The sequence below is a fragment of the Actinoplanes sp. CA-030573 genome (assembly GCF_050951115.1).
Taxonomy (GTDB): Bacteria; Actinomycetota; Actinomycetes; order Mycobacteriales; family Micromonosporaceae; genus Actinoplanes.
The window spans coordinates 6413820-6436419 of the sequence record NZ_CP192038.1; the positions used below are offsets into that span (position 1 = coordinate 6413820).

The 22600-nt window shown below is 72.2% G+C and carries 14 protein-coding genes; 9 read left to right on the plus strand and 5 right to left on the minus strand.

Annotation, left to right across the window (positions count from 1 at the left end; genetic code table 11):
* Positions 1 to 7 precede the first annotated feature (7 nt).
* From ACQP2F_RS29655 to ACQP2F_RS29680, 6 genes are read left to right on the plus strand one after another with little or no spacing between them, the layout of a single operon-like run.
* Positions 8 to 1225, plus strand: a complete 1218-nt coding sequence (locus tag ACQP2F_RS29655) for a glycosyl transferase family 1 (RefSeq protein WP_433293056.1) — start codon at positions 8 to 10, stop codon at positions 1223 to 1225.
* Complete coding sequence (locus ACQP2F_RS29660) at positions 1218 to 2714, plus strand: O-antigen ligase family protein (RefSeq protein ID WP_433293058.1); 1497 nt, start codon at positions 1218 to 1220, stop codon at positions 2712 to 2714. Before ACQP2F_RS29655 ends, ACQP2F_RS29660 begins: the two co-directional genes overlap by 8 nt.
* Positions 2665 to 3681 carry a glycosyltransferase gene (locus tag ACQP2F_RS29665; RefSeq protein WP_433293060.1) on the plus strand — a complete coding sequence of 339 codons (1017 nt, stop codon included), beginning with the start codon at positions 2665 to 2667 and terminating at the stop codon, positions 3679 to 3681. The genes ACQP2F_RS29660 and ACQP2F_RS29665 overlap by 50 nt, the downstream gene beginning before the upstream one ends.
* The gene (locus tag ACQP2F_RS29670; protein ID WP_433293062.1) at positions 3678 to 4865 is read left to right on the plus strand and encodes a glycosyltransferase family 4 protein; all 1188 of its coding nucleotides are present in this window, start codon (positions 3678 to 3680) and stop codon (positions 4863 to 4865) included. The genes ACQP2F_RS29665 and ACQP2F_RS29670 overlap by 4 nt, the downstream gene beginning before the upstream one ends.
* The gene (locus tag ACQP2F_RS29675) at positions 4862 to 6412 is read left to right on the plus strand and encodes a lipid II flippase MurJ (protein WP_433293064.1); all 1551 of its coding nucleotides are present in this window, start codon (positions 4862 to 4864) and stop codon (positions 6410 to 6412) included. Before ACQP2F_RS29670 ends, ACQP2F_RS29675 begins: the two co-directional genes overlap by 4 nt.
* The gene (locus ACQP2F_RS29680) at positions 6409 to 7536 is read left to right on the plus strand and encodes a glycosyltransferase (RefSeq protein WP_433293066.1); all 1128 of its coding nucleotides are present in this window, start codon (positions 6409 to 6411) and stop codon (positions 7534 to 7536) included. Before ACQP2F_RS29675 ends, ACQP2F_RS29680 begins: the two co-directional genes overlap by 4 nt.
* A gap of 55 nt (positions 7537 to 7591) precedes the next feature.
* On the opposite strand, the gene ACQP2F_RS29685 is transcribed toward ACQP2F_RS29680, so the two are convergent.
* The 4 genes from ACQP2F_RS29685 to ACQP2F_RS29700 all read right to left on the minus strand — a co-directional run bounded on the left by ACQP2F_RS29685 (position 7592) and on the right by ACQP2F_RS29700 (position 16206).
* Positions 7592 to 9043: a hypothetical protein gene (locus tag ACQP2F_RS29685; RefSeq protein ID WP_433293068.1), complete on the minus strand. Its 1452-nt coding sequence runs from the start codon at positions 9041 to 9043 to the stop codon at positions 7592 to 7594.
* 82 nt (positions 9044 to 9125) lie between these two features.
* On the minus strand, positions 9126 to 10262 hold the full coding sequence (locus ACQP2F_RS29690) for a hypothetical protein (protein WP_433293070.1): 1137 nt from the start codon (positions 10260 to 10262) through the stop codon (positions 9126 to 9128).
* Positions 10263 to 10420: 158 nt separating this feature from the next.
* A complete protein-coding gene (locus tag ACQP2F_RS29695; protein ID WP_433293072.1) occupies positions 10421 to 11521 on the minus strand; it encodes a hypothetical protein in 1101 nt (366 codons plus the stop codon).
* Between the two features lie 32 nt (positions 11522 to 11553).
* Positions 11554 to 16206 (minus strand): DUF6531 domain-containing protein, encoded by a 4653-nt coding sequence (locus ACQP2F_RS29700; protein WP_433293074.1) that lies wholly within the window; start codon positions 16204 to 16206, stop codon positions 11554 to 11556.
* Between the two features lie 157 nt (positions 16207 to 16363).
* Between ACQP2F_RS29700 and ACQP2F_RS29705 the strand changes: the two genes are divergently transcribed.
* Complete coding sequence (locus tag ACQP2F_RS29705; RefSeq protein WP_433293076.1) at positions 16364 to 16663, plus strand: hypothetical protein; 300 nt, start codon at positions 16364 to 16366, stop codon at positions 16661 to 16663.
* A gap of 5 nt (positions 16664 to 16668) precedes the next feature.
* Here ACQP2F_RS29705 and galT read toward each other — a convergent pair whose 3' ends face one another.
* Positions 16669 to 20097 (minus strand): galactose-1-phosphate uridylyltransferase, encoded by a 3429-nt coding sequence (gene galT, locus ACQP2F_RS29710; protein ID WP_433293078.1) that lies wholly within the window; start codon positions 20095 to 20097, stop codon positions 16669 to 16671.
* 192 nt (positions 20098 to 20289) lie between these two features.
* Between galT and ACQP2F_RS29715 the strand changes: the two genes are divergently transcribed.
* Positions 20290 to 21609 (plus strand): ABC transporter substrate-binding protein, encoded by a 1320-nt coding sequence (locus ACQP2F_RS29715; RefSeq protein WP_433293080.1) that lies wholly within the window; start codon positions 20290 to 20292, stop codon positions 21607 to 21609.
* Between the two features lie 64 nt (positions 21610 to 21673).
* A complete protein-coding gene (locus tag ACQP2F_RS29720; RefSeq protein WP_433293082.1) occupies positions 21674 to 22600 on the plus strand; it encodes a carbohydrate ABC transporter permease in 927 nt (308 codons plus the stop codon).

A 22600-nucleotide genomic window follows, 5' to 3' on the forward strand; every position in this document is an offset into this window, starting at 1 on the left:
GGAACCAGTGACGACTACCCCCCAGCACGGAGACTCCGAGCCGCTGATCCTGGTGCTCGGTACGGCGGAGTGGAACGCGCAGATCGCCACCAACCAGCACTACGTGGTGCGGGAGCTGTCGCGGATGTTCGACGTCCAGTTCGTCGAGTCCCTCGGGCTGCGTCGCCCCAAGCTGGACGCGAAGGACCTGGGCCGGATGGCCGGCCGGCTGCGCCGTTCGGTCGGCGCGAGCGAGCCGGCGGAGTCGTCGACGCGCCCGGTCCCGGCCCGCGCGAAGGTCATCTCGCCGATCGTCGTGCCGGTGCACCGCCGCTCCACCCGCCTGACCAACCGGATCCTGCTGCACCGGGCCGTCGCCGAGTGGCGGGAGAGCACCCGGCCCAAGATCCTGTGGGCGTTCACCCCGGTCACCTACGACCTCGAGCAGTACGCGGACGCCACGATCTACCACTGCGTCGACATCCTCCGCGAGTTCCCGGGCATCGACGAGGTCGCGGTCGATGCCGGCGAGCGCAACCTGGCCGAGCGCGCCCGGTTCGCCATCGCCACCAGCCACGCCGTCGCCGACCACCTGCGCGGCATGGGCTTCCCGCTGGTGCACACCCTGCCCAACGTCGCCGACGTCGACGTCTTCGCGAGCGCTTCGCGGCCGTCCGCCCAGCGACGCCCGGCCGCGCTGTTCGCCGGCAACCTGACCCCGCACAAGCTCGACTTCGAGCTGCTGCGGGAGCTGACCATCGCCCTGCGCGGCCGCGGCGACATGCTGCTGGCCGGGCCGGTCGCGGCCGGCGGCGGCGGGTTCGACGGGGAGCTGGCCGAGCTGCAGCGGCTCGGCGCCCAGCACCTGGGCGTGCTCACCCTCGACCGGCTGGCCCAGGTGACCGGCGAGGTGTCGGTCGGTCTCATCCCGTACGCGCGGAACAGCTACACCACCGGCGTCAGCCCGCTCAAGTGCTACGAGTACCTGGCGGGCGGCATCCATGTGGTCAGCACGCCGATCCCCGAGGTCGTCCGGGCCGCCGCGAACACGCACTTCATCGAGGTCGCCGACAGTACGCCCGGGTTCGTCCGCAGCGTGCTGGCGACGATCGCCCCGCCGTCCGACGCCGCGATCCACGCCCGTGGCGCGTACGCGCAGGACTTCGGCTGGGCCGGCCGGGGGCGGCTGCTGCGGCAGTTCGCCGCCGAGGTCCTGGGCCGTCCGGCCGAGAGCGCCGGTGTCTAGCCCGGCGACGGAGGCGGCCCGCCCACCGGCGGGCCTCGCGAAGCTGGTCGCCACCGTCACGTCCCCGGTCTTCGCGGCGAGCGTGCTGTTCGTGCTCGCCGTGCCGCAGATCTACCTGCTGCCCCAGGGCACGTCCGACATCGCGCTGTCCACGCTGTTCTGCGTGGCCGCGGCCGGTGTCGGCGCGCTCGGGATCCTGCGGTCACGGCGGCTCGCGATCCCGCACGTCGCGTTGTTCGCGGTGCTCACGGCGCTGCTGGTGGTCCGGGTCGCCGCGATGGCGTGGTCGCCGGTGCCGGGCGACGCGCTCGGGCCGGTGGTGCTGCTCGCGCAGTTCGCCATCACGCTCTGGATCATGTTCGCCGCCGTGCGCGACGACCCCGCGCTGCTGCGCCGCATCCAGGTGCTGTTCTGGCCGTTCGTGGTCGCGCACGGCTTCGTCGTGATCCTGTTCCGGCTCGCCCCCCGGGTCGAGGACCGGTACCTGCACACGCTGGCCAAGCTGGTGGCCGGCCAGAACACGGCGGCCGCTCTGTTCGGCCACGGGCGCAACAACGTGTTCGACCCCGGCAAGTCGGGCGGCTTCTTCGTCAACGCCAACGTCGGCGCCATCTTCATGGGCGTCTGCGGGCTGGCCGCCCTCGCCGTCTTCGCCGTCACCCGCACCCGGTGGGTGGCCGCGGCCGGCGTCTTCTCCCTGGTCACGGTGTTCTTCACCGGCTCCAAGCTGGGCTCGCTGCTGGCCATCGGGCTGCCGGTGCTGGCCACGGCGACGTACCTGCTGAGCCGCTCCTCGATGCCGGCCCGCAGCCGCCTGCTCCTGGTCGCCGCCGCGATCGTCATCGGCGGTGGCGGCGTCGCGGCGCTGCTGGTGATCAAGCCGGGACTGCGCGGCCAGATGGCCGAGGCGTTCGTCGGGCGCACCGAGATCTGGGGCTTCGGCGCCGACTCGTTCCGGAACAACCCGCTGAAGGGACTCGGCTACGGCGGCTGGGACGCCGGCTTCAAGGCGTACGCGTCGACGCACGGCGTGTACAAGCCGCTCCCGCCCCACAACCTCCTGCTCGCCGCCTGGGCGACGACAGGTATCGTGGGCGCCCTGCTCACCGCGGCATTCATCGGGGTCGTGGCCTGGATCGTCATCCGTGCCATCTCCGGCCGGGTAGCGGTGAACAAGATGTTCGCCGCGTTCGCGGGCGCGGCCATCGCCTGGATCTTCATTCATGGCATGGCGGAGAACACTGACGTGTTCGGCGAGATCCACCTGATGCCGATCTTCGCCCTTCTGCTTGTTTACCTGACCAGGCCCATTGGCGAGGAGGCTCCGGGCGATGTCGCAGACGCCGGTCGTCGGGATAGTGAGACACCAGCAGTTCCTGCCCTCGGAGACGTTCATCGTCAATCAGGCACGGGCACTACGTACTTTTCATCCACTTTTCGTGGCGAAGGATCGGGTTCCGGAGATCACGCCGCCGGCCGACTCGGTTAGCGTCGCCCAGTTCGGCAAGCGGGCGCAGCTGGCGTACACGCTGACCCGTTCCCCGGGCCCGCTGAAGCAGGCGCTCGCCGACCGGAACGTGGCGCTGCTGCATGCCCATTTCGGCCCCGAGGCCGTCTACGTGACGCCGCTGGCGAAGGCGCTGGGCGTCCCGCTGGTCACCACGCTGCACGGGTTCGACGTGTCGGTCGCCAAGTCGCAACTGGTGGCGTCGCGCAAGCCGTCCTGGATCAACTACGTGACCTGGCGGGACGACCTGTTCACGCACGGCCGCGTCTTCGTCGCGGTCTCCGAGCACGTACGCCGCCGGGCCATCGAGTGGGGATACCCGGCCGACCGTGTCGTCGTGCTGCCGATCGGCGTCGACGTCGACGTCATCCAGCCGGCCCCGGTGCCCGAGACCCCGCGCATCCTGCACATCGCGCGCCTGGTCGAGAAGAAGGGCACCGCCGACCTGTTGCGGGCGTTCGCCGACGTGTGCCGGGCCGTGCCCGGGGCCGAGCTGGCCATCGTCGGCCAGGGCCCGCTGCGCGAGTCGCTGGAGGCGAGCGCCGCCGAGCTCGGCATCGCCGGCGCCGTCCGGTTCCTCGGCGCGCGCCCGCACGCCGAGACGCTGCAGTGGCTCAGCCACTCGCGGGTCGTCTGCGTGCCCAGCGTCACCGCGCCCAACGGCGACCAGGAAGGCCTGGTCACCGTGCTGATGGAGGCCGGCGCCGCCGGCGTGCCGCTGGTCGCCACCGACCACGGCGCCGCGCACGAGGCGGTCACCGAGGGCGTCAACGGCTTCCTCGTGCCCGAGCACGACCCGGCCGCGCTCGCCGACCGGCTCATCGCGCTCCTGCGCGACCCGGCGATGGGCGAGCGGTTCGGCAAGGCCGGCCGCGAGATGGTCCTGCACCGCTTCAACCTCCGCCGCCAGACCGACAAGCTCGAGGCCCTGTACCGGACGCTGCTATGACCGACTCGATCCTGATCTTCGCCCGCTCCACGCCGCACCACCGCACCGGCGGCATGGAGACGGTGGCCTGGGCGCTGGCCGCCGAGTGGGCCCGGACCGTCCGCGACGTCCGGGTCGTCACCACCGCCATCCCCCGCCCGCCCGCGCCGCCCCCGTTCGTCGAGGACGGCGTCCGGGTCGTCCCGCTCCCGGGCACCCGCCCCGGCGAGTACTCGCCCGAGTGGTGGGAGGCGTCCCGCGCGTACTGGGCGTCGCTGCCGACCCCGCCCGAGGTGGTGCTGTCGGTCAGCGCCGGCGCGTACGGCGTGGTCCGCGACCGCGCGAAGTTCCCGCACGTCCCGTTCGTCATGCAGGCGCACGGCACGTCGGCCATGGAGATCGGCTCGAAGCTGCGCGCCCACGACCTGCGCTCGCTGGCCACCTCCCCCAAGAACATGCTCGGGCTGGCCAAGGACCTCGCCCGCTACCGCGACTTCGACGCGATCGTGGCGATCGGCGAGAACGTGGCGCAGTCGCTGGCGGCGCCGCCGCAGAGCTGGTCGGTGCCGCCCGAGCGCATCCGGCTCATTCCCAACGGCGTACGCCCGGAGGATCACGGCTTCGACCCGGCGAGCCGGGCCCGGGTCCGCGGCGCGCTCGGCCTCGACGAGTCGGTCTCGGTGATCGCGTCGATCGGCCGGCTGCACGTCCAGAAGCGGGTCGACCGGGCGCTGCGGGCCGCCGCCGTGCTGCGGAACCGGGGCCTGGGCAGCCGGTACGCGTTCCTGATCGTCGGCGACGGCCCCGAGGAGCGCAAGCTGCACGACCTGGCCCGCGAGCTGCGGCTGGAGAGCATCGTGCGGTTCACCGGCCGGGTGCACAAGGACGAGGTCCGCGCGTACTACGCCGCCGCCGACGTCGCCCTGCTCACCACCGCCCGTCTCGAGGGCCTGCCGATGGCCGTGCTCGAGGCGCTGGCCTGCGGCCTGCCCTCGGTCGTGCCGACCGGCTCGCTCGGCACCAGCCGGCTCGACCGGGTGGTGCGCGAGGCCGACCCGGCCGACGCCGAGCGCCTCGCCGACGTGCTGATCGACGTCACCGGCCACCGCGGCGCGCGGGCGAGCCTGCTGCCCGAGGAGTTCACCCTCGCCCATTCCGCCCGCAGCTACCTGACCGCGTTCCAGGACCTGGTCCCGGTGCCGTGACCAGGATCTTCGTCAAGCTGGTCCTCGGGGGCATCACCGGGAAGATCCTCGGCATCGTCCGGGAGGTGCTGCTCGCGGCCCTCTTCGGCGCCGGGAAGGTGGTGGCGGCCCAGCGGATCGCGCTGACCGGGACGATGGTCCCGATCAACTTCTTCACCGCCGACGCGCTCTCGGCCGGCTTCCTGCCGATGTACGTGCAGTACCGGCAGGACCGCCCGGCGATGGCCGCGGTGCTCTACCGCAACGTCCGCAACATCCTGGTCGGCTTCTCGGTCGTGCTGGTGCTCGCGCTCGTGCTCGGGCGGAACTACTGGGTGGCGGTGCTCGGCCCCGGCCTCGACGGCGAGACCGCGAGCATGGCCGCGTCGATGCTGGTCATCGCCGGTCTCGGGATGCCCTTCTACATCCAGTACAACATGTACGTGCTGGTCGGGCTCGCCCACGACGACACCCGCATGTTCAACATCCGGCCCTCGTTCCAGAGCATCGGCCTGATCGCGGCCACCCTGGTCGCCTACTTCTCCGGGCACGCGTCGGTGCTGGCGTGGGGCTTCACCGGCCCGTACGTGCTGCTCTGCGCGCTCGGCACGTTCTGGACCCACCAGCGCCGCTACCTGCACGTGCCGGTCGTCGACGGCACCGGCATCCACCTGTCGTACCGGGTCGCCCGCCGCACCGCGCTGACCCTGTTCTGGAAGCGCCTGCGCCCGCTGCTGCTGATCCCGCTGATCCTGCAGGGCTCGATCGCCGTCGAGCGGGCGGTCGGCTCGCTGCTCGGCGTCGAGGTGGTGGCGGCCACCGAGTACTCGCGCTTCATCGTCGACTCCTGCATGGCGCTGCTCGCCGCCCCGCTCGGGCTGGCCGGCCTGACCTCGTTCGCCAAGATGGCCGCGCACGAGGTGTCCGGCGGCCTCAAGCGCCTGGTGCCGCCGGTCCTGCTCCTGACGATCCCGCTGTCGCTGGTGCTCACCATCAACGCCAAGGGCATCGTCACCCTCGCGTACGCCCGCGGGCAGTTCGACGAGCGTGCGGTGGACATCTCCTCGGTCATGCTCGTCGGCTTCGCCCTCGGCATCTGGGCCCAGGTGATCGGCTACACGCTGGTCAAGATCCTCAACGCGCGCGGGGCGAACTTCCGGGTCGCCATCGTCAACGCCGCCGCGTTCGGCTCGGCGATCCTGGTCAACCTGCTGCTCTACCGCTTCTGGGGCGCGTTCACGCTCGGCGCCGCGTCCTCGATCTGCGGCCTGCTGATGTTCGCGCTCTCCGCCCACTGGCTGGGCGTGCTGAGGTTCAGCCTGGTGCGGCTGGCCGAGCTGGCGCCGGGCGCGGCCCTGGCCGGCGTGACCGGCTGGCTGCTGGCCGGCGACGGGATCGTCCGGCTGGTCGCCTCCTGCGCGGCGATCGGGGTGCTGTTCCTCGGTTACGTCGCCGCCGTGCCGCCGCTGCGTCACGCGTACCTCGACAGCTTCCTGCGCCGCCTTCGCCGCAAACCCGACATTTCTGACAACGACCAGGCCACCCCGGCCGTGAGGAGCAACGCATGACCTATCCCGACTACGCACCGGCCCGCCAACCGGGCGCCGGCGTCCTGGCCGGGCGGTCGGTCGCGCTTGTACACGAATGGTTCGGCGCCACCGGCGGATCGGAGAACGTCTTCCGCCGCATCGCCGACATCGTGCCGCACGGCAAGAAGTTCGTGCTCTGGAAGGACCACGACTCGGACGAGCCGGGCTTGAGCGAGTCGTGGATGGCGAACACGCCGCTGCGCAAGTCCAAGGCCGGGGCGCTGCCGCTGATGCCGCTGGCCTGGCGCACGCTGAGCAAGGAGCGGTTCGACGTCGTCATCTCGTCGAGCCACGCCTTCGCCCACACCGTGCGGCTCGGCCCGCCGGAGACGACCCGCTACCTCAGCTACATCCACTCCCCCGCCCGCTACGTGTGGAGCCCCGACTTCGACGGCCGCGGGTCGAGCCCGCTGCTGACCCTGCCGCGCGCCGCCCTCCAGATGGCCGACGTCAAGCTCAGCAAGCACGTGCACGCGTACGCGGCGAACTCGCGCGAGGTCCGGGACCGGATCAACCGGTTCTGGAAGCGGGACGCGGTCGTCATCAACCCGCCGGTCGACGTGGACTACTTCGGCTCGGCGCCGGCCGCCGACCGCTACCAGCCCCGCGATTACCTGCTCGGGCTCGGGCGCTGGATCCCGTACAAGAACTTCGATCTGATCATCGAGATCGCCGACGCCGCCGGCCTCCCGGTGATCATCGCCGGCTCCGGCCCCGAGGAGGAGAACCTCCGCAAGGTGGCCGCGAAGGTCCGGGTGCCGGTGCATTTCGAGGTACGCCCGAGTCGCGAGCGGCTGCGCACCCTGTACTGGGGTGCGCGGGCGCTGCTGTTCCCGGTGCACGAGGACTTCGGCATCATCCCGGTCGAGGCCCAGGCGTGCGGCACGCCGGTGATCGGGCTCGCCCGTGGCGGCCTGCTCGAGACCGTGGCCCACGGCGAGAGCGGGTACCTGCTCGACTCGCGGGACCCGCGCGACTACGCCCAGGCGGTGTGGCACCTCAACCGGCTGTCCCCGCAGCGGGTGGCGGCCCAGGCCGCGATGTTCTCGGAGCGCGAGTTCGCGGCCCGGATGTCGGCCTGGATCGAGCACGAGACGCGCTGACCGGCACGCGGAAGGGGCCGGGCGATTCGTCGCCCGGCCCCTTCCCGCGTTACTGCTAGAAGATGATCGTGTCGTGGATGTAGGTGGCGACCCGGCGGAGCACCTGGGCGTCCTTCACCGGCGCCGTCATGCGGAACACCATCTCGTGGTCGACCTCGCCGCTCTCGCCGCGGTAGAACGCGACGACCGCGAGCGCGTGCCGGTCCTGGCCGTCGACCGGGACGATCGTCTCGCCGAACGCCGCGTAGGCGCCGCTGCGGATCCAGCGGATGCCCCACGCCTCCTCGTTCTGGCGGGCCTCGGCCTGCTGGTCCCCGTCGCACGGCGCGGCGCAGGCGCGCACGATCAGCTCGCCGCCGACCTGGGTGGCGTCGCTCGGCGCGGTGCCGCAGTTGTACTTCACGTAGCCCTCGGCGCGGGCGCCGAGCGTGCAGCTCCATGTCTGCGGGACCTTGACCGGGAAGCCGACGCCCTCGAGGTTGAGCGTCTTGACCTTGTCGACCGGGGAGTACCGCGGCCAGTTCGCCGGCCAGCCGCCCGACTTCGGCGGCTCGACGCCCGGGCTCGACGGCGCGCCGGTCGGCACCGTGCCGACCGCCTGGGGAACGGCGCCGGCCGAGGCGGCCGGGCCGGGGTCGGGGTCGCCGCCCCGGTTGGCGAGCACGAACCAGGTGCCGGCGCCGGCGAGCACGAAGACGACGGCGGCCAGGGCGATCCACAGGCTCTTGCGGCTCTTGCGCGGCGGGGACGGCTCGATGCGGCGCTGGGGCGAGGAGAACGGGTTCGGCTCGCTCGGCGGCGCGTAGCCGAGGCCGTACTGATCCACGCCGCCGCCGGTGGAGACCGGCGAGACCGGCGTGCCGGAGACCGGGTCGGGCGGTGAGGAGGTCTGGTAGACCGAGCCGCCGCTCGCCGGGTAGACCGACGCCGACGTGTTCCAGCTCGGTTGCGATTGGCTGGGCTGGGGTTGGGCCGGCTGGGATTGGCTGGGCTGGGAGTGACTTTGTTGCGGGACCGGCACGCCCGAGGACGGCGCCGGCGAGCCGTAGGACGGGCCGGCGGAGATCGGGGCCGCGGAAGCTTGGGCCGCGGAAGCGTGGCCTGCCGCCGAAGCGTGGGCCGTGGTGGCTTGCATCACGGAGGCCGAGACCGGGGCACCGGAGATCGGCGGGGCCGGGGGCAGGGACGGCTCGCTGGCGATCACCCGCTGGCCGAGCGACTCGAACACCCGCTCCGCGCCGGCGCCCGCGCCGACCGGGCCGGCATAGGCTGCCCAGGGCACCTCGGCCCGCACGTCGGCGCGCACGTACTGAGGACGGTCGGGGCCGGGCTCGGCCAGCGCGCTGACGGTCGCGGCGAACGCGTCACGCCAGCCCTGGTCGCGGGCCGCGGTGTCGAGCACGGCCACGGTCAACGGCCGCCCCTGCTCGTCGACGGCCGACCACACGCTTCCCACCTGGCACTGACCCAGCGGCTCGCCGAGCCGGTACGGGCTTACTGGCTGCATTCCGACCTTTCCCCCGAGTATTCCTGTCTGCGAATACTAGCGGGGCGGTGCCCGCGCGTCGTTCCCTGGTCACGGCACCTTCTCATCGCGGCGGCAGCGAGACAACGGCCGACAGAGCACCGCTTCCCGGCTTTCCGGGCAGGACCCGGACGACCCGTCCGCCGGCGGCGTCGATCCGCGAGACCCCGCCCCCGAAATCGCCGTCCAGCACCCAGACCGTCGACCGCCCGGCAACCAGCCCGAACGAGGGGTCGTCCGCATCCGCGGCGGCGACCGGCAGGCGCGCCAGCACGGCCCCGGTGGCGGCGTCGATGCGTACGACCTCGGACCGAACCCCGTCGCCCACCCAGAGTGACCCCATCGCCGAGGCCGCCGGAAGGTCCTGCGAGACGGTCGAGACGCGCACCCGGCGCCGGTCCGCGAGGCGCATCGCGTTGCCGCAGTTGCCGAGCGCCCAGGCCTGACCGCCGTGGCCCACGATCGCCAGCGCGAACTCGTTGTCGTCGAGCCGAACCGTGCCGAGTTCGTGGCCGTCGTCCGGGTCGAGGTGCCGAATCTCGGGTGAGTTGACTCCGGTCGCGTAGATGCCGCTCGCCAGTTGGCCGACGCCCTTCGCCAGGTCGCTTGGCTGCTGATCCTGCGGCCTGTCCGGATTTATCCGGATAAGAGTGCCACCATCGGCCAGCCAGAGCCAGTGATCGGATGTGGTCACGCTACCTGGCGCAAAGTCAGCGGGCAGCGCCGTCGAGAGGGCATCCGCTGTGCCTCGCACGCGCCAGAGCCGACCCGGCTGGGCGATCCACAACGAGCCGTGCGCAAAGAACATCAGATTGCCGCCGTACGGCCGAACCCCCGGCACCTGCATCCTCCCGGCGACCCGGGCAGCGACCGCATCGACGACGGCCAGCTCTCCGGACTCGGGCCAGTAGGCGTAGACACGGCCGCCACCCGCCGCCAGCATCGGCGGAAAGGGATGCCCGGCCGGCGGGGGGTCCCCAGCCCGGCCGAGCACGACCGTCGCCGTGATCCGCCCGCTGCGCCCGTCGATCGCCCGCAGGGAGCCACGCTCGTCCGCAACCCAGAGTGCTTCGTCAATGCTCCCCGGCGTCGGCATGACCGCTCCCGGCGTGACCGGCGTCAGCTTGCCTTCCCGGCAGTCGTCCCGGTCTCCAACCCGGCAGGCGGCAGTCAGTCCGGTGACCAGCAGAAGCACCGCCATCAGTCGGCCTACGTCCCGGAGCCGGCTGGCGTGCCGGCTCCAGCGCCCGCCCGAACCCGCGCTCCATCGGATGCCCGAGTCCCAGCCCGCCCTCGGTGGGTGGGGCGACTTTACGGCCCACCACCGACAAAAACGGGCGACCATCCACATCGAGCTCCTCATCGCCGGCGGAAGAACCCCTCCCGGTCGCGGGCCCGCGCCTCCGCCAGCCGCTCCCGGGTGAGCGCCATCCCCGTCTCCTCGTCGGCCAGGCAGGCGGCCAGCAAGCCGCGCGCCCGCTCTCGCAGCTCGGCCCCGGCGGGGTGACCCGGCAACCACTGCTCGGGCTCGCCCACGGTCAGCCCGGCCCGGCCGCCGGGCAGCGGCACCGCGCCCGGTGGCGGGCCGCCCAGCCGGTCCAGGTGGCCGGGTGACAGCACCTGGAACCACATGGCCTCCGGCACCAGCAGGTCGGGCACGTACTCCGCCGCGGGCCGGCGGCCGCTCCACTGGGCCGACAACGCCTCGCGCGCGGTCGGCACCGCGTCGACGCCGGCCCAGGCCAGCTCACCGGCGTGGGCGGCCAGCAGGTCGCGCTGGCCGCGCATCGCCGCCGCCACGTCCTGGCCGGCGGCGGTCAGCGTTGCCTGTTTGACCGCGCCCAGCAGCGTGCCCTCCACCGCCGCCACCGTCGCCGTCGACGCGAAGTCGCTGGCCACGATCGCGACCGGCACGTGCATGGCCAGCGCCGGGCGGAGTGCCTCGGTGACGCCGGGCCAGGCCAGCTCGAACTCGGCCGAGATCACCACGCCCTGCGGCGGCAGCTCGGGCGCGGTGGCCCACACCCAGGCCGCGGCGATCTCCAGGAGCGGGTCGGCGCCCAGCGGTGCGGGGCCCAGCGGCGCACCCAGCGGGCCGCGCAGCCACGCCCGGGCGGCCGGGGCGAGCGCGGTGACCGCGGCATAGCGGTCGCCGATCTTCCCCGGCACGCCCAGGGCGGCCTCCCCGACGCCGGCCTCGGTCAGCCGGCGGGCGATCAACTCCGGCACGGACCGGAACGAAGCGGCCGGCACCGTTCCGAAGTCGAAGGTCAGCAGATGACCGGCGGGCACGGCGACCGGCGGCGGCACGTAGGCCGCCCCGAGCGCCGCGATGTCCCGCGTGGCGGCGACCAGCGCCGAGCGCACCAGCCCGGCGTCCTCCGGCGAGCGCACCAGCAGCAGCACGTTGCTGCCGCCGCGCCACCCGCCGGTCAGGCCCGGTTCGACGCTGACCGCCACGAAAACCTCCCTCAGCTGCGAACAGATGCCGGCTACACCGGCACGACCGGCACTTCCGGGATGATCGGGATCGGTACACACCACCCGCAGCTCAGGACCCCGTGCTGGGCCTCGCTGTTCCCGTTGTCCTCATTGGTCTCGGCCTTCGCCCGCGCGCCGGCCGGAACCCGGTCGCCGTCGTCGGTGAAGTAGACGTGACCGGCCGGCTCGCCCAGCCCCCAAACGTATACCTCGTCGGGGATGAACGAGTACCAGTGCTTCCAGACCGGGAACGTGGTCGCCCAGTGCTGCAGCTCGGTGCCCCGGTCGAACTGGATGCCGTACCAGAGCATCGCCGTGTCCTGGTAACGCTGCAGCTGGGCGTTCACGTCGGCCGTGGTGCTCTCCCCCTCGTACCGTTTGACCTCGTAGATGTTGCGTTCCTTGGTGACGATGTCGATCCGGAAGCCGCGGTAGCCGATCTCGGGGTCGATGCCGGGCACGCCGGGCTGGTCGCCGACCTCCCAGTCGATGTCCTTGCTGATGAACGTCCCCATGCCGAGCTGGTCGTCCTTGAAGCGGTCCCACCAGTCCTCGTACTGGCGGGCCAGCTCGTTGATGGCCAGCGCGTGCGCCGCCTTCTCCTCGCCGCCGTCGTTCCACATGTCGCTGAGGCAGTCCTCCACGCCGGAGAGGCAGTCCGAGGACATGTTCCAGCCGCGGGTCCAGAGCGGGCCCTTGCCCTGGAAGCACTTCTGGTGGCGGGTCAGGTCGTTGCCCGGGTCCGGGTTCTCCCAGCAGTCCAGCCAGTCGTTCGGCTCACCGAGCAGCGCGACGATCGAGGACAGGATGTCGAAGAGCGCGAACTGGCCGAGCGGGTCGACCATGTCGAGCGGATCGTTGTTGGCGTACGGGTACGGGCTGGCCGGCCGCGTGGACCCCACGAGCACCGACAACGGGTCCCGGGAATCGAACGTTCCGGACGAAGGCGAGTACCAGCGCGCCCGCAGGTAGATCTCGTCCGCGCCGGCCGACAGCTCGCCCCGGTAGCCGAAGCGGGGCCCGTCGGCGGTCGGCAGCCCGGCGATGTCCGGGTTCCCGAAGGCGTCGTACCGCCCGGCCAGCGCCCACGGCGAGGTCGGCAGGGTCCACAGCGTCGATCCGTACGCGTCCTGGGAGAACGCGGCCGAGCCGACGGGAGTGTCGGCGGAGATGCGCCCCGACCCGTACACGAAATCGGTCTTGTCGTCGGCCCGCAGGATCTGCGGCGTCCGCTCGCCGGCGCTCCACTCGAACGTCCGCTTCGGTCCCTTGTCGGGGCCGATGCTGACGAGCAGGCCGTCGGCGTTGTAGACCGACTTCTCGACCGAGGTGAGCAGCAGGTGCGTGGTCTTGCGGGTGACCGGCTCGCCGAACGAGTCGTACTCGATCGACTCCGACTCGCCGGGACTGGCGCGGCGGGTGAGACGGCCGGACGTGTCGTACGTGTAATCGGTGTGCTTGAGCCCGTGGTCGCTGGACACGAGCTGGTCCGCGGCGTCGTAGGTGTAGGTCGTGTCCGGCCCGATGCCGGTGACCTTGGTGCGGTTGCCGTTCGCGTCGTAGGCGATCGACGTGACGCCCAGTCCCGGGTCGTCCACCTTGGTCAGCTGACCGGCCGCGTCGTACCCGAACCTGGTGCTGACGCCGAAGTCGGTCTGCTTGACCACCCGCCCGTCGCCGTCCCGCTCGAGCGCCGTGTCCTGCGGCTTGGCCAGGCCGCCCCACTGCTTGTACCGGACCAGCAGGCCGCCGTCGTAGCCGTAGCTGCGCAGGATGCCGTCGGGCAGGTCGGCCGCGAGCACCTGGCCGTCCGGGTTGACCGTGTACTTGGTCCGGCCGGCCCGCGGGTCGTCGACCTTGGTCAGGCGGTCGTTGTCGTCGTAGCCGTAGGTGACGGTCAGCTTGTCCGGGTACTTGAGGCTGGTCCGCCGGCCGTCGGCGTCGTAGGTGACCGCGTACGCGTTCTTGTTCGGCTGGGTGAAGCCGGTCACCCGGCTCGCCTTGTCGTACGCGTACGTCGTCGTCCCCGAGGCGTCGGTCATGCTCGTCCGGCGACCGTCGGCGTCGTACGCGAAGCTCTGCGTCCTGCCGTCGTCCCCGGTCCGCTTGAGCAGCTCGCCGACCGCGTCGTACTCCATCCGCAGCGTCTTGCCGGACGGGTCGGTGACGGCGGTCAGGTTGCCCGACGCGTCGTAGGTCTGCTTCGTGACGCGCCCGAGCGGATCGGTCGAGGAGAGCTGCCGGCCGGCCTTGTCGTACGTGTACTTCGTCGCGGAGCCGCTCGGCTCGGTGATCTGGAGCAGATTCCCGCTTGCGTCGTACGCGTACCCGGTCGCCTGCCCGTTCTCGTTGACGCTGCGGGTGAGCTGCCCCGCCGCGTCGTACTCGGACTTCTTGACCGCGCCGGTCGGATCGGTCGTCTTGATCTGGTTGCCCTTGGCGTCGTACTCGTAGCCGGTGACGCCGCCGCGCGGGCTGGTCGACTTCACGAGCCGCCCGGCGGTGTCGTACTCGTACCTGGTGACCAGCCCGGCCGGGGTGGTCTGCGTGAGGCGGTGCCCGTCGGCGTCGTACGTGTACCGGGTCACCCCGCCCATCGCGTCGGTGACCGAGACCAGCCGGCCCAGGGCGTCCCAGCCGTTGGTGACCACGTGCCCGAGCGGCGTGGTCGTGGTGAGCAGCCGGCCCACCTTGTCGTACGCGTACTTGGTGACCGCGCCGGTCGGGTCGGTGCGGGTGGCGACGCGGCCGGCGGCGTCGTAGGACTGCCGGGACACGTTGCCGAGCGGGTCGGTGGTCGCGGTCAGCCGGCCCTTGGCGTCGTACTCGTAGCGGGTGGTCCGGCCCATCGCGTCGGTCACCGAGGTGACCAGGCCACGGCTGTCGTACGTCGTCTTGCGCGTCCCGGCCGGAGCCGTGCGCTGCGTCTGCTGACCGTCGGCGTCGTACGAGTAGGCGATGGTGTTGCCGTTGGGGCTGGTCACCTCGCTGACCCGGCCGAACGGGTCGTAGCTGTACTTCTCCACGCCCCCCACCGGGTTCGTCCGGGTCGCCACCCGGCCGGTCGCGTTGTAGGTGTAGGTGGTCGTGCGGTCGAGGGCGTCGGTGACGGCCGTGATCCGCCCGTTGCCGTCGTAGCTGTTCTTGGTGACGCCGCCGGCCGGGTCGGTCGCGTCGAGCAGCCGCCCGGACGCCGAGTAGCGGTACTTCGTCACCGCGCCGAGCGGGTCGGTGACCGAGGTGACCCGGCCCGAGGCGTCGTAGCCGTACTTCGTGGTCGAGCCGCGCGCGGTGGTGACCTCGGTGGGCCGGCCGACCGCGTCGTAGGCGTAGCGGGTGACGCCGCCGGCCGCGTCGGTCAGGGCGGTGAGGCGACGGCCCGCGTCGTACGCGAAGGTGGTCTTCGCCCCGGCCGGGTCGACGGTCTCGGTCACCAGGCCGTCGACCACGGTGTTGGTGCTGGTCGCGCCCGTCGGGTCGGTGACCCGCGACGGGGTGCGGTCGTCGCCGGTGTAGGCGTAGTGGCTGACCGCCCCGGCCGGGTCGGTCACCGTGACGACCCGGTCCTGGCCGTCGTACTCGTACCTGGTGACCGAGTCGCCGATGCTGCGGCTGACCACGTTGCCGCGCGCGTCGTAGGCGATCGCGATGTCGGTGCCGCCCGCGCTGTGCACGCCGGTGATCCGCCCGCTGCCGTCGAAGGTCTGCGTGACGGTGCCGCCGGCCGGGTCGTCGACGGAGGTCAGCCGCCCCGACCGGTCGTGGTGGTAGGTCGCGGTCACGTCGTCGGTGCCGGTCACCTTGAGCGTTCCGGCGTCGTCGTCGTAGACGAAGGCGGCCTCGCCACCGGTGCCGTACTCCTGGTGGGTCACGCGGCCGTCGCCGTCGTACCTGTTGACCACCACGACGCGGTCCTCGGCGTCGGTCACGGTGCCGATCCGGTCGCCGTCCGGCGCATACTTGGCGATCACGCCGGTCGGTCCGGTCACGCTGGTCAAGAAGCCGTTGCCGTCGTACGCGTACGCGATGGCCCGCCCGTCGTCGGCGGCGACCCGGGTGATGCGGTCGCCGGTCCAGCTCACGGCCAGGCTCGCGCCCGCCGAGTGGGCCGCCGAGATCAGCCGGCCCTGGTCGTCGTAGCCGAAGGTCACCCGGGTGCCGTTCCCCGCCCGGGAGACGCCGCGGCCGTCCGCGCCGAACGTCCACACCTCGCCGGACAGGTTGCGCAGCGTGTAGGTGCCGTCGGCGTTGCCGGTCAGGTCGGCGTCGAGGTCCTGCGGCCGGGCGAAGCCGCTGCCGGTCGCGGTGAAGGTCAGCGCGCGCCCGTCGTCGCCATGGAAGACCACCCGCTCCGGGCCGACGGTGAGATGCGCGCTGAGGTCGGCCGTCCAGCCCTTGCCGAACGGCCCGTCGGCGTCGTCGCGTGAGTTGTAGGTGCGTCCCCAGTGCAGCAGGGCCGCCGGAAAGTCGAGGTCGCTCGCCGACACCGAGTAGTTCCCGGTCGCCGAGTTGACCCCGCTTCCCGCGATCCCGTAGATCGCGTGCGACCCGTACAGCTCCGCGACGGGCCGGTCCACGAGCGGCGCCGCGTAGGCGGCGCCGACCGCCAGATTGAGAGTGAGCAGAGTGGTCAGGGCAGCAGCCAGCCACATTCGCCGATGCATGATCCTCCCCCGATTTCACACACCGTGATCGATCTGTCGCGTGTGGACGCTACTCCGATCGGCGTCGATGCGTTGCCCCGTCGCAGAGTTGGCACGTCCTTAGACGCACGTCAATGCATGTGAGTCGGAAACCAGACCGTCCTGCTACAGTGCCGCCATGTCGCCGCCACCCGCCGGCGCCGAGGCGGCCGCTCGCCCCTGGTGGCAGTGGGCGCTCGGCTGGCTGGGCCTGGCCGCCCACCTGGTCACCCTCGTCTTCTACGTCTCGTCCGGCCTGCTCGCGCCCGGCTGGGCGGTGGCCCTGCTGCTGCTCGTCTGGCTCGCCCTGCTGGCGCTCGCCGTCGCCCTGCTGCGCGCCCACCGCCCGCTGTGGGTCCTGGCCGTCCCGATCCTGGCATGGCTGATCTGGTTCGCCGCCCTGACCGCCGGCGAGCACTGGCTCGGCTGGACGGGTTGACCGCTCTAGCCCAGCTCTCGCAGGCGTTCGGCGACTCGCTCCGGGCGCGTGTCGTTGATCCAGGCGCCCATCGCCGACTCCACGCCCGCCAGGTACTTCAGCTTGCCCGGCGCGCGCAGGATCGAGAACACCTGCAGGTGCAGGCGGAACACGTCACGCGCGGCGCGGGCCGGGGCCTGGAAGACACCCGCGATGTACGGCAACGGGCCGGCGCCGGGATGGAACCGGTCCAGCCGCCCGAGGACGTCGAGATAGATCAGCGCCAGGTCGTCCCGCTCGGGCGGGGTCAGCGCCGGCAGGTCGGGGACGTCCCGATGCGGCGCCACATGGATCTCGATCGGCCAGCGCGACGCCGCCGGGACGTAGGCGGTCCAGTGCTCCGAGGTCGCCACCACCCGGGTCCCGGCCCGCCGCTCGGCGTCGAGGATGTCGCGGAACAGGTTGCCGCCGCGGTGGTCCGCCGCCATCGCGATCATGCGGGCGGCCTTGGGCGGCACGAACGGGAACGCGTAGATCTGCCCGTGCGGGTGCGGCAGCGTCACGCCGATCTCGCGGCCGCGGTTCTCGAACGGGAACACGTACTCGATCTCCGGGCGCGCGCCGAGCTCGGCGGTCCGGTCGGCCCAGGCCTCGATGACGGTCCGGGCGCGGTGCGGGGTCAGGCTTCCGAACGACCCGTGCGCCGCGGACGAGAAGCACACGACCTCGGTACGCCCGGAGGCCGCCCGCACCGGCCACAGCGGATCGCCGTCGACGACGCCGGGCTCGCCGGCCGCCCGGGACGAGAACGACGGGAAGCGGTTCTCGAAGACCACGACGTCGTACGCGGCTTCGGCGATCTCGGTGGGAAAGCCGCCCGGGACCGTCGGCGCGAGCGGATCCCGATCCGGCGCGGGCCGGAACGTCCGGTCGTTGCGCAGCGCCGCGATCGCCACCCACTCCCCGGTCAGCGGGTCGCGGCGCATCTCCGGATCGGCGGACGCGACCGGCAGCGGCCGGGCGTCGACGGCTTCCCGGGCGGCGAAGGGCGGCGTGTCGTCGAAGTAGATGATCTCGCGGCCGTCGGCCATCCGGCGCGCTGATCGGCGTACGGGATGGGGCTCCCGGAAGACCGGCCGACGCTCGAGGGTGAGCGAGTCGATCGCCAGAAGTTGCCCGTCGGCCGCCGCCAGGCGATCGCGCGCGTCGCGCGGAAGGGCGACCGTCGAGCCGGTGGCCAGCGGCAGCAGGTGAAGTGTGACGTGCGAGCGCGCGCCGACGCCCGCGTCGCGGAGGCTGACCACCCAGTCGGAGCCGTCCCAGAAGCGGTCGGTCACGGTGCGCCCGTCGACCCGCAGCCGGCCGATGTCGCCGGCCCACCGGATGCGCAGGAGATCGTCGGCGCCCGGCGCCGGAAGGACCAGCCGGTAGACCGCGGCGAGTTCGTCGAACGTCTCGTCGGCCGGCGCCGACTGCCGCCCGTCGAACTTCCCGTAGGCAACGGGCACGGCCGCACCGGCTGGGCGAACAAGCTCGGCGCGAATCGGTTCGCCTGTGGATGACGGCGGGGAAATGTCGGACCCGGGTGCTTCAGTGGCCCCCACCCAGACCGGGTGGGGACGCGTGCCGCCGGCGTCGCCGCCCTCGAGCGGGAGAGCGACGAAACCCTGGGCGGCGCCGTCGTAGACGAGCACGTCCGGTCCCGACGACTCGATCCGCCCCTCCGGGCCCCAGGTCAGCTCCGCGCTCGAGAGCAGCACCCGCCGCGCCGGGCCGTCCTCGCACACCCACACGTCGGCGGCGCGGGCGGCGGGCAGGACCAGCAGATCCAGCGCGCCCTCCCCGTGCCGGACCCGGACCGGCGAGAGACCCGGTTCCACCGTGGCCGTCGCGCCGCCCACCGCGTAGCTGACCCCGATGCCGTCCTCCGCGACCAGCACCAGCGTGGGCACGGCCGCCGCGGACGACGACCCGCCCCCGCCCGGCAGCACGGTCAGCGCGGACGCCGTGGCCCAGTCCAGCCGCACCCCGCCGAGCGTCAGCCCCAGCGGCCAGCGCGCGAGCGTCCCCGGCGGGATGTCCACCGGCGACGCCGGCAGCGTCTGCACCGTGGCGCCCAGCTCCACCCGGAACTGAGCGCCCCGATAGGTCGCCAGCGGCACGTGCGGCTGATGCCAGGCGATGAACAGGAAGCCGCTCGATCCGTCGCTGCGCAGCGCGTACCGCAAGGTCTCGGCATCGTCGACGCCCGCCGGCCGCACCGGCGGCAGGCTCGAGGGCATCTCCGCCAGCCGGGCGCCGAACGCGGCCAGGAACGCGTGCTGCCGCCGCAGCTCGGCGTGACTGCCGGCGAGCAGACCGGCCTCCCCGACCGGCGCGTGGAAGTCGTAGCCCAGTCTCGGCATGTCGTTCGGGTAGCCGGTGGCGTGCGACTCCTGCATGCCGTGGTCGCCGGCCGGGTTGGTGCCACCGGCGTACATGTAGTAGCCCTGCCAGGCCGAGCCGTTCCCGATCTTGCAATGGGCGATCGCGGCGACGTCGCGGGGCGCCGGGCGGGGACGGCGGTGGTACGCGGTGGCCATCCCGCCGCCCAGCTCGCAGGTGGCCGGGGGGAACAGATCCGAGGGCGTACGGGCGGAGGGCCGCATCCCCCGCGGCTGCATCCGCCGCACGTCCGCCCCGATCCCGGGGTCGTCCCAGACGTGCGAGAAGAAGTAGTGGTCGCGGAACGTCGGGTCCCACGGCGCGTCGGCGTCGACCCAGAACCCGTCGCCGTACCCGCCGTAGAGCGGCAGCACCTCCTCGCCGGGCAGGTCCGCGCCGCCCCACGCGGTGGCCGTCCACAGCGGCGCCGACATGCCGGCCTCCCGGGCCAGCCGCTTCAGCGTGACCAGGTGCCCGGGCTGGTCGTAGAGCTCGTTCTCGAGCTGGATGCCGAGCACCGGGCCGGCCGGGCCGCACCGCCCGCCGAGCGCGCCCGCGAGCTGGCCGAACCACTCGCGCACGAGCGAGAGGTAGCCCGGGTCGTCGGTGCGGTGCCGGACCGGCGCCTCCTGCACCCAGTCGGGGAAGCCGCCGTTGCGCGACTCGCCGTGGCACCACGGGCCGATCCGCAGGATCACGTCGAGGCCCTCGGCGACGGCCAGGTCGACGAATGCGGCCACGTCGAGGTTGCCGTCGAAGCGGGGCGCACCGCGGTGCTCGACGTGGTGCAGCCAGAAGACGTAGCTGGCGGCGACCGTCACGCCACCGGCGCGCATCTGCCGCAGGCGCCGCCGCCAGCGGGCCCGGGGCAGCCGGCTGTAGTGGATCTCGCCCGACACCGGGATCACCGGGACCCCGTCGCGGATCAGGTGGCGGCTGGTGAGGGCGACCCCCGGCCGTACGTCCTCGGCATTGCTCATCCGCGGCCGGCGCGGCGGCTCGGACCAGGGATGGTGCGCGACGTCAAGCACGGGTGTCTCCTCCGCAGATGGGACAACGACTGTAACCGGTCACAGCCGCTTGGCCCCGCACGATACCGGCCGTTAACCGCCGCGACGCAAGGGCTTGACAATTGCGGGAGCGGGCAGCACTGTAACCGGTCACAGGTCCTGTTCGGTGACGCACGTCTCCCCCGACCGAGGGCCGCCGATCGAGGAGGATCGATGAGGAAGACCTTTCTGCCGCTCGCCGGAGTGATGGCCGCGGCTCTCCTGATGACCAGCGCCTGCTCGGGCGGAAGCGACGACAGCGGCAGCGGCGGCAGCACGCCCAAGCCCGGGGAGAAGGTCGAGCTGACCTACTGGACCTGGGCGCCGAACATGGACAAGGTCGTCGAGGGCTGGAACAGCGCGCACCCCGACATCCACGTGACCGTCAACAAGCAGGACGGCGGCGACCCGGCCGTCACCAAGCTGCTCACCGCGATCAAGGCCGGCAGCGGCGCGCCCGACGTCATGCAGGCCGAGTACCAGAAGATCCCGACGCTGGTCTCGGCCGACGCGCTGGCCGACATCACCAAGGAGGCCGGCAGCCTCAAGGCCAAGTTCCCCGACTCGGCCTGGAACGCGGTGACCCTCGGCTCCGACGCGCTCTACGGCGTGCCGCAGGACAGCGGGCCGATGATGTTCTACTACCGCACCGACGTCTTCCAGAAGCTCGGCCTGCAGGCGCCGAAGACCTGGGACGAGTACGCGGCGGCCGCTCGCAAGATTCACTCGGCGAACAAGAAGCAGTTCCTCGGCACGTTCTCGGCCAACGACCCGGGCTGGTTCTCCGGGCTGTCCCAGCAGGCCGGCGCCTCCTGGTGGGGCGTGAACGGGGACACCTGGTCGGTGGCGATCAACGACGCGAACACCCGGAAGGTGGCGAGCTACTGGGGCGGCCTGGTCCAGGAGGGCGTCATCGACAACAAGCCGATGTACACCCCGGAGTGGAACGCCGCGCTCAACGACGGCACCCAGGTCGGCTGGCTGAGCTCGGTGTGGGGCCCGGGCGTGCTCGAGGGCAGCGCCAAGAGCACCAAGGGCAAGTGGAAGGCGGCCCTGATGCCGCAGTGGGACGCGGCCGGCCCGAAGAACGGCAACTGGGGCGGCTCGGCCACCAGCGTCACCACCCAGAGCAAGCACCCGGCCCAGGCGGCCCAGTTCATCGCCTGGCTGAACACCGACCCGGCCGGCGTCAAGGCGCTCGCGACCACGGCCAACGTCTACCCGGCCAGCGTCGACGCGTCGGCCGCCCTGACCTCGCCACCGGCGTTCCTCGCCGACCAGTCCGACTTCTACAGCATCGCGGCCGAGTCGGCGAAGATCACCAACCCGTTCACGTACGGCCCGAACGTCAACGTCGCGTACAGCTCGTACAACGACGCCTTCGGCAAGGCGGCCCAATCGAAGAAGGCCGCGGACTTCACCACCGCGCTGACCACCATGCAGCAGACCACGCTCGACGACATGAAGAACACCGGCTTCAAGGTCGCCGGCTGAGGTTTCCCCGGCGCGGTGCGGCGGCCGCCGCACCGCGCCCCGAGCATCGTCGGAAGGTGACGCCGTGACGGCCGTTCCCACTCCCGCCCGCAAACCCCGCAGGGCCGCGGTGCCGTACACGTTCCTGGCCCCGGCCCTGGTCATGTTCGCCGCGTTCCTGGCCGCGCCGATCGGCTACGCGGCCTACCTGAGCCTGCGCCGGGTGAAGGTGAGCGGGCTCGGCCTCGGCCGGGGCGCCCGCACCGAGATCTGGGCCGGGCTGTCCAACTACACGCGTTCGCTCACCGACCCGGATTTCTGGCCGAGTGTGGGGCGCGTCGGCGCGTACGGGATGATCGTCGTCCCCGTGATGTTGGGCCTTGCTCTTCTGATGGCTCTCCTGCTGGACGCCGGCCGCACCCGGGTCGGCGCCTTCGCCCGCACCTCGATCTTCCTGCCCTACGCCGTGCCCGCGGTGGTCGCCTCGCTGCTCTGGGGATTCCTGTACCTCCCGCGGGTAAGCCCGATCACCGACGCGCTCCAGGCGGTCGGCGTCACCCCGCCCGATCTACTGTCCGATTCCTGGGTCCTGTACGCGGTGGCGAACATCGCGGTCTGGGGCGGGACCGGCTTCAACATGATCGTCATCTACACCGCGCTCCGGGCGATCCCCACCGACCTGTTCGAGGCCGCCCGCCTCGACGGCGCCTCCGACGTGCAGATCGCCTGGCGCATCAAGATTCCGATCGTGCTGCCGTCGCTGATCATGACGTTCGTCTTCTCGCTGATCGCGACGCTCCAGGTCTTCGCCGAGCCGATGACGCTGCGGCCGCTGAGCAACACGATCTCCACGACCTGGACGCCGCTGATGAAGGTCTACCGGGACGCCTTCACCCGTAACGACGTCTATCTCGCCGCCGCGACCTCGGTGATCATCGCGCTCGCCACCTTCGTCCTGTCCTTCGGGTTCCTCAAGCTCGTCGGGAACCGGGCCTTCAACCAGGAGGACTGA

Excerpts from the sequence above, each read along its gene's own strand:
- ACQP2F_RS29670 (WP_433293062.1), top strand. The coding sequence starts at position 3,678 with ATGACCGACTCGATCCTGATCTTCGCCCGCTCCACGCCGCACCACCGC.
- ACQP2F_RS29680 (WP_433293066.1), top strand. The coding sequence starts at position 6,409 with ATGACCTATCCCGACTACGCACCGGCCCGCCAACCGGGCGCCGGCGTC.
- ACQP2F_RS29685 (WP_433293068.1), bottom strand. The coding sequence starts at position 9,043 with ATGCAGCCAGTAAGCCCGTACCGGCTCGGCGAGCCGCTGGGTCAGTGC.
- ACQP2F_RS29690 (WP_433293070.1), bottom strand. The coding sequence starts at position 10,262 with ATGGCGGTGCTTCTGCTGGTCACCGGACTGACTGCCGCCTGCCGGGTT.
- ACQP2F_RS29700 (WP_433293074.1), bottom strand. The coding sequence starts at position 16,206 with ATGCATCGGCGAATGTGGCTGGCTGCTGCCCTGACCACTCTGCTCACT.
- ACQP2F_RS29705 (WP_433293076.1), top strand. The coding sequence starts at position 16,364 with ATGTCGCCGCCACCCGCCGGCGCCGAGGCGGCCGCTCGCCCCTGGTGG.
- ACQP2F_RS29715 (WP_433293080.1), top strand. The coding sequence starts at position 20,290 with ATGAGGAAGACCTTTCTGCCGCTCGCCGGAGTGATGGCCGCGGCTCTC.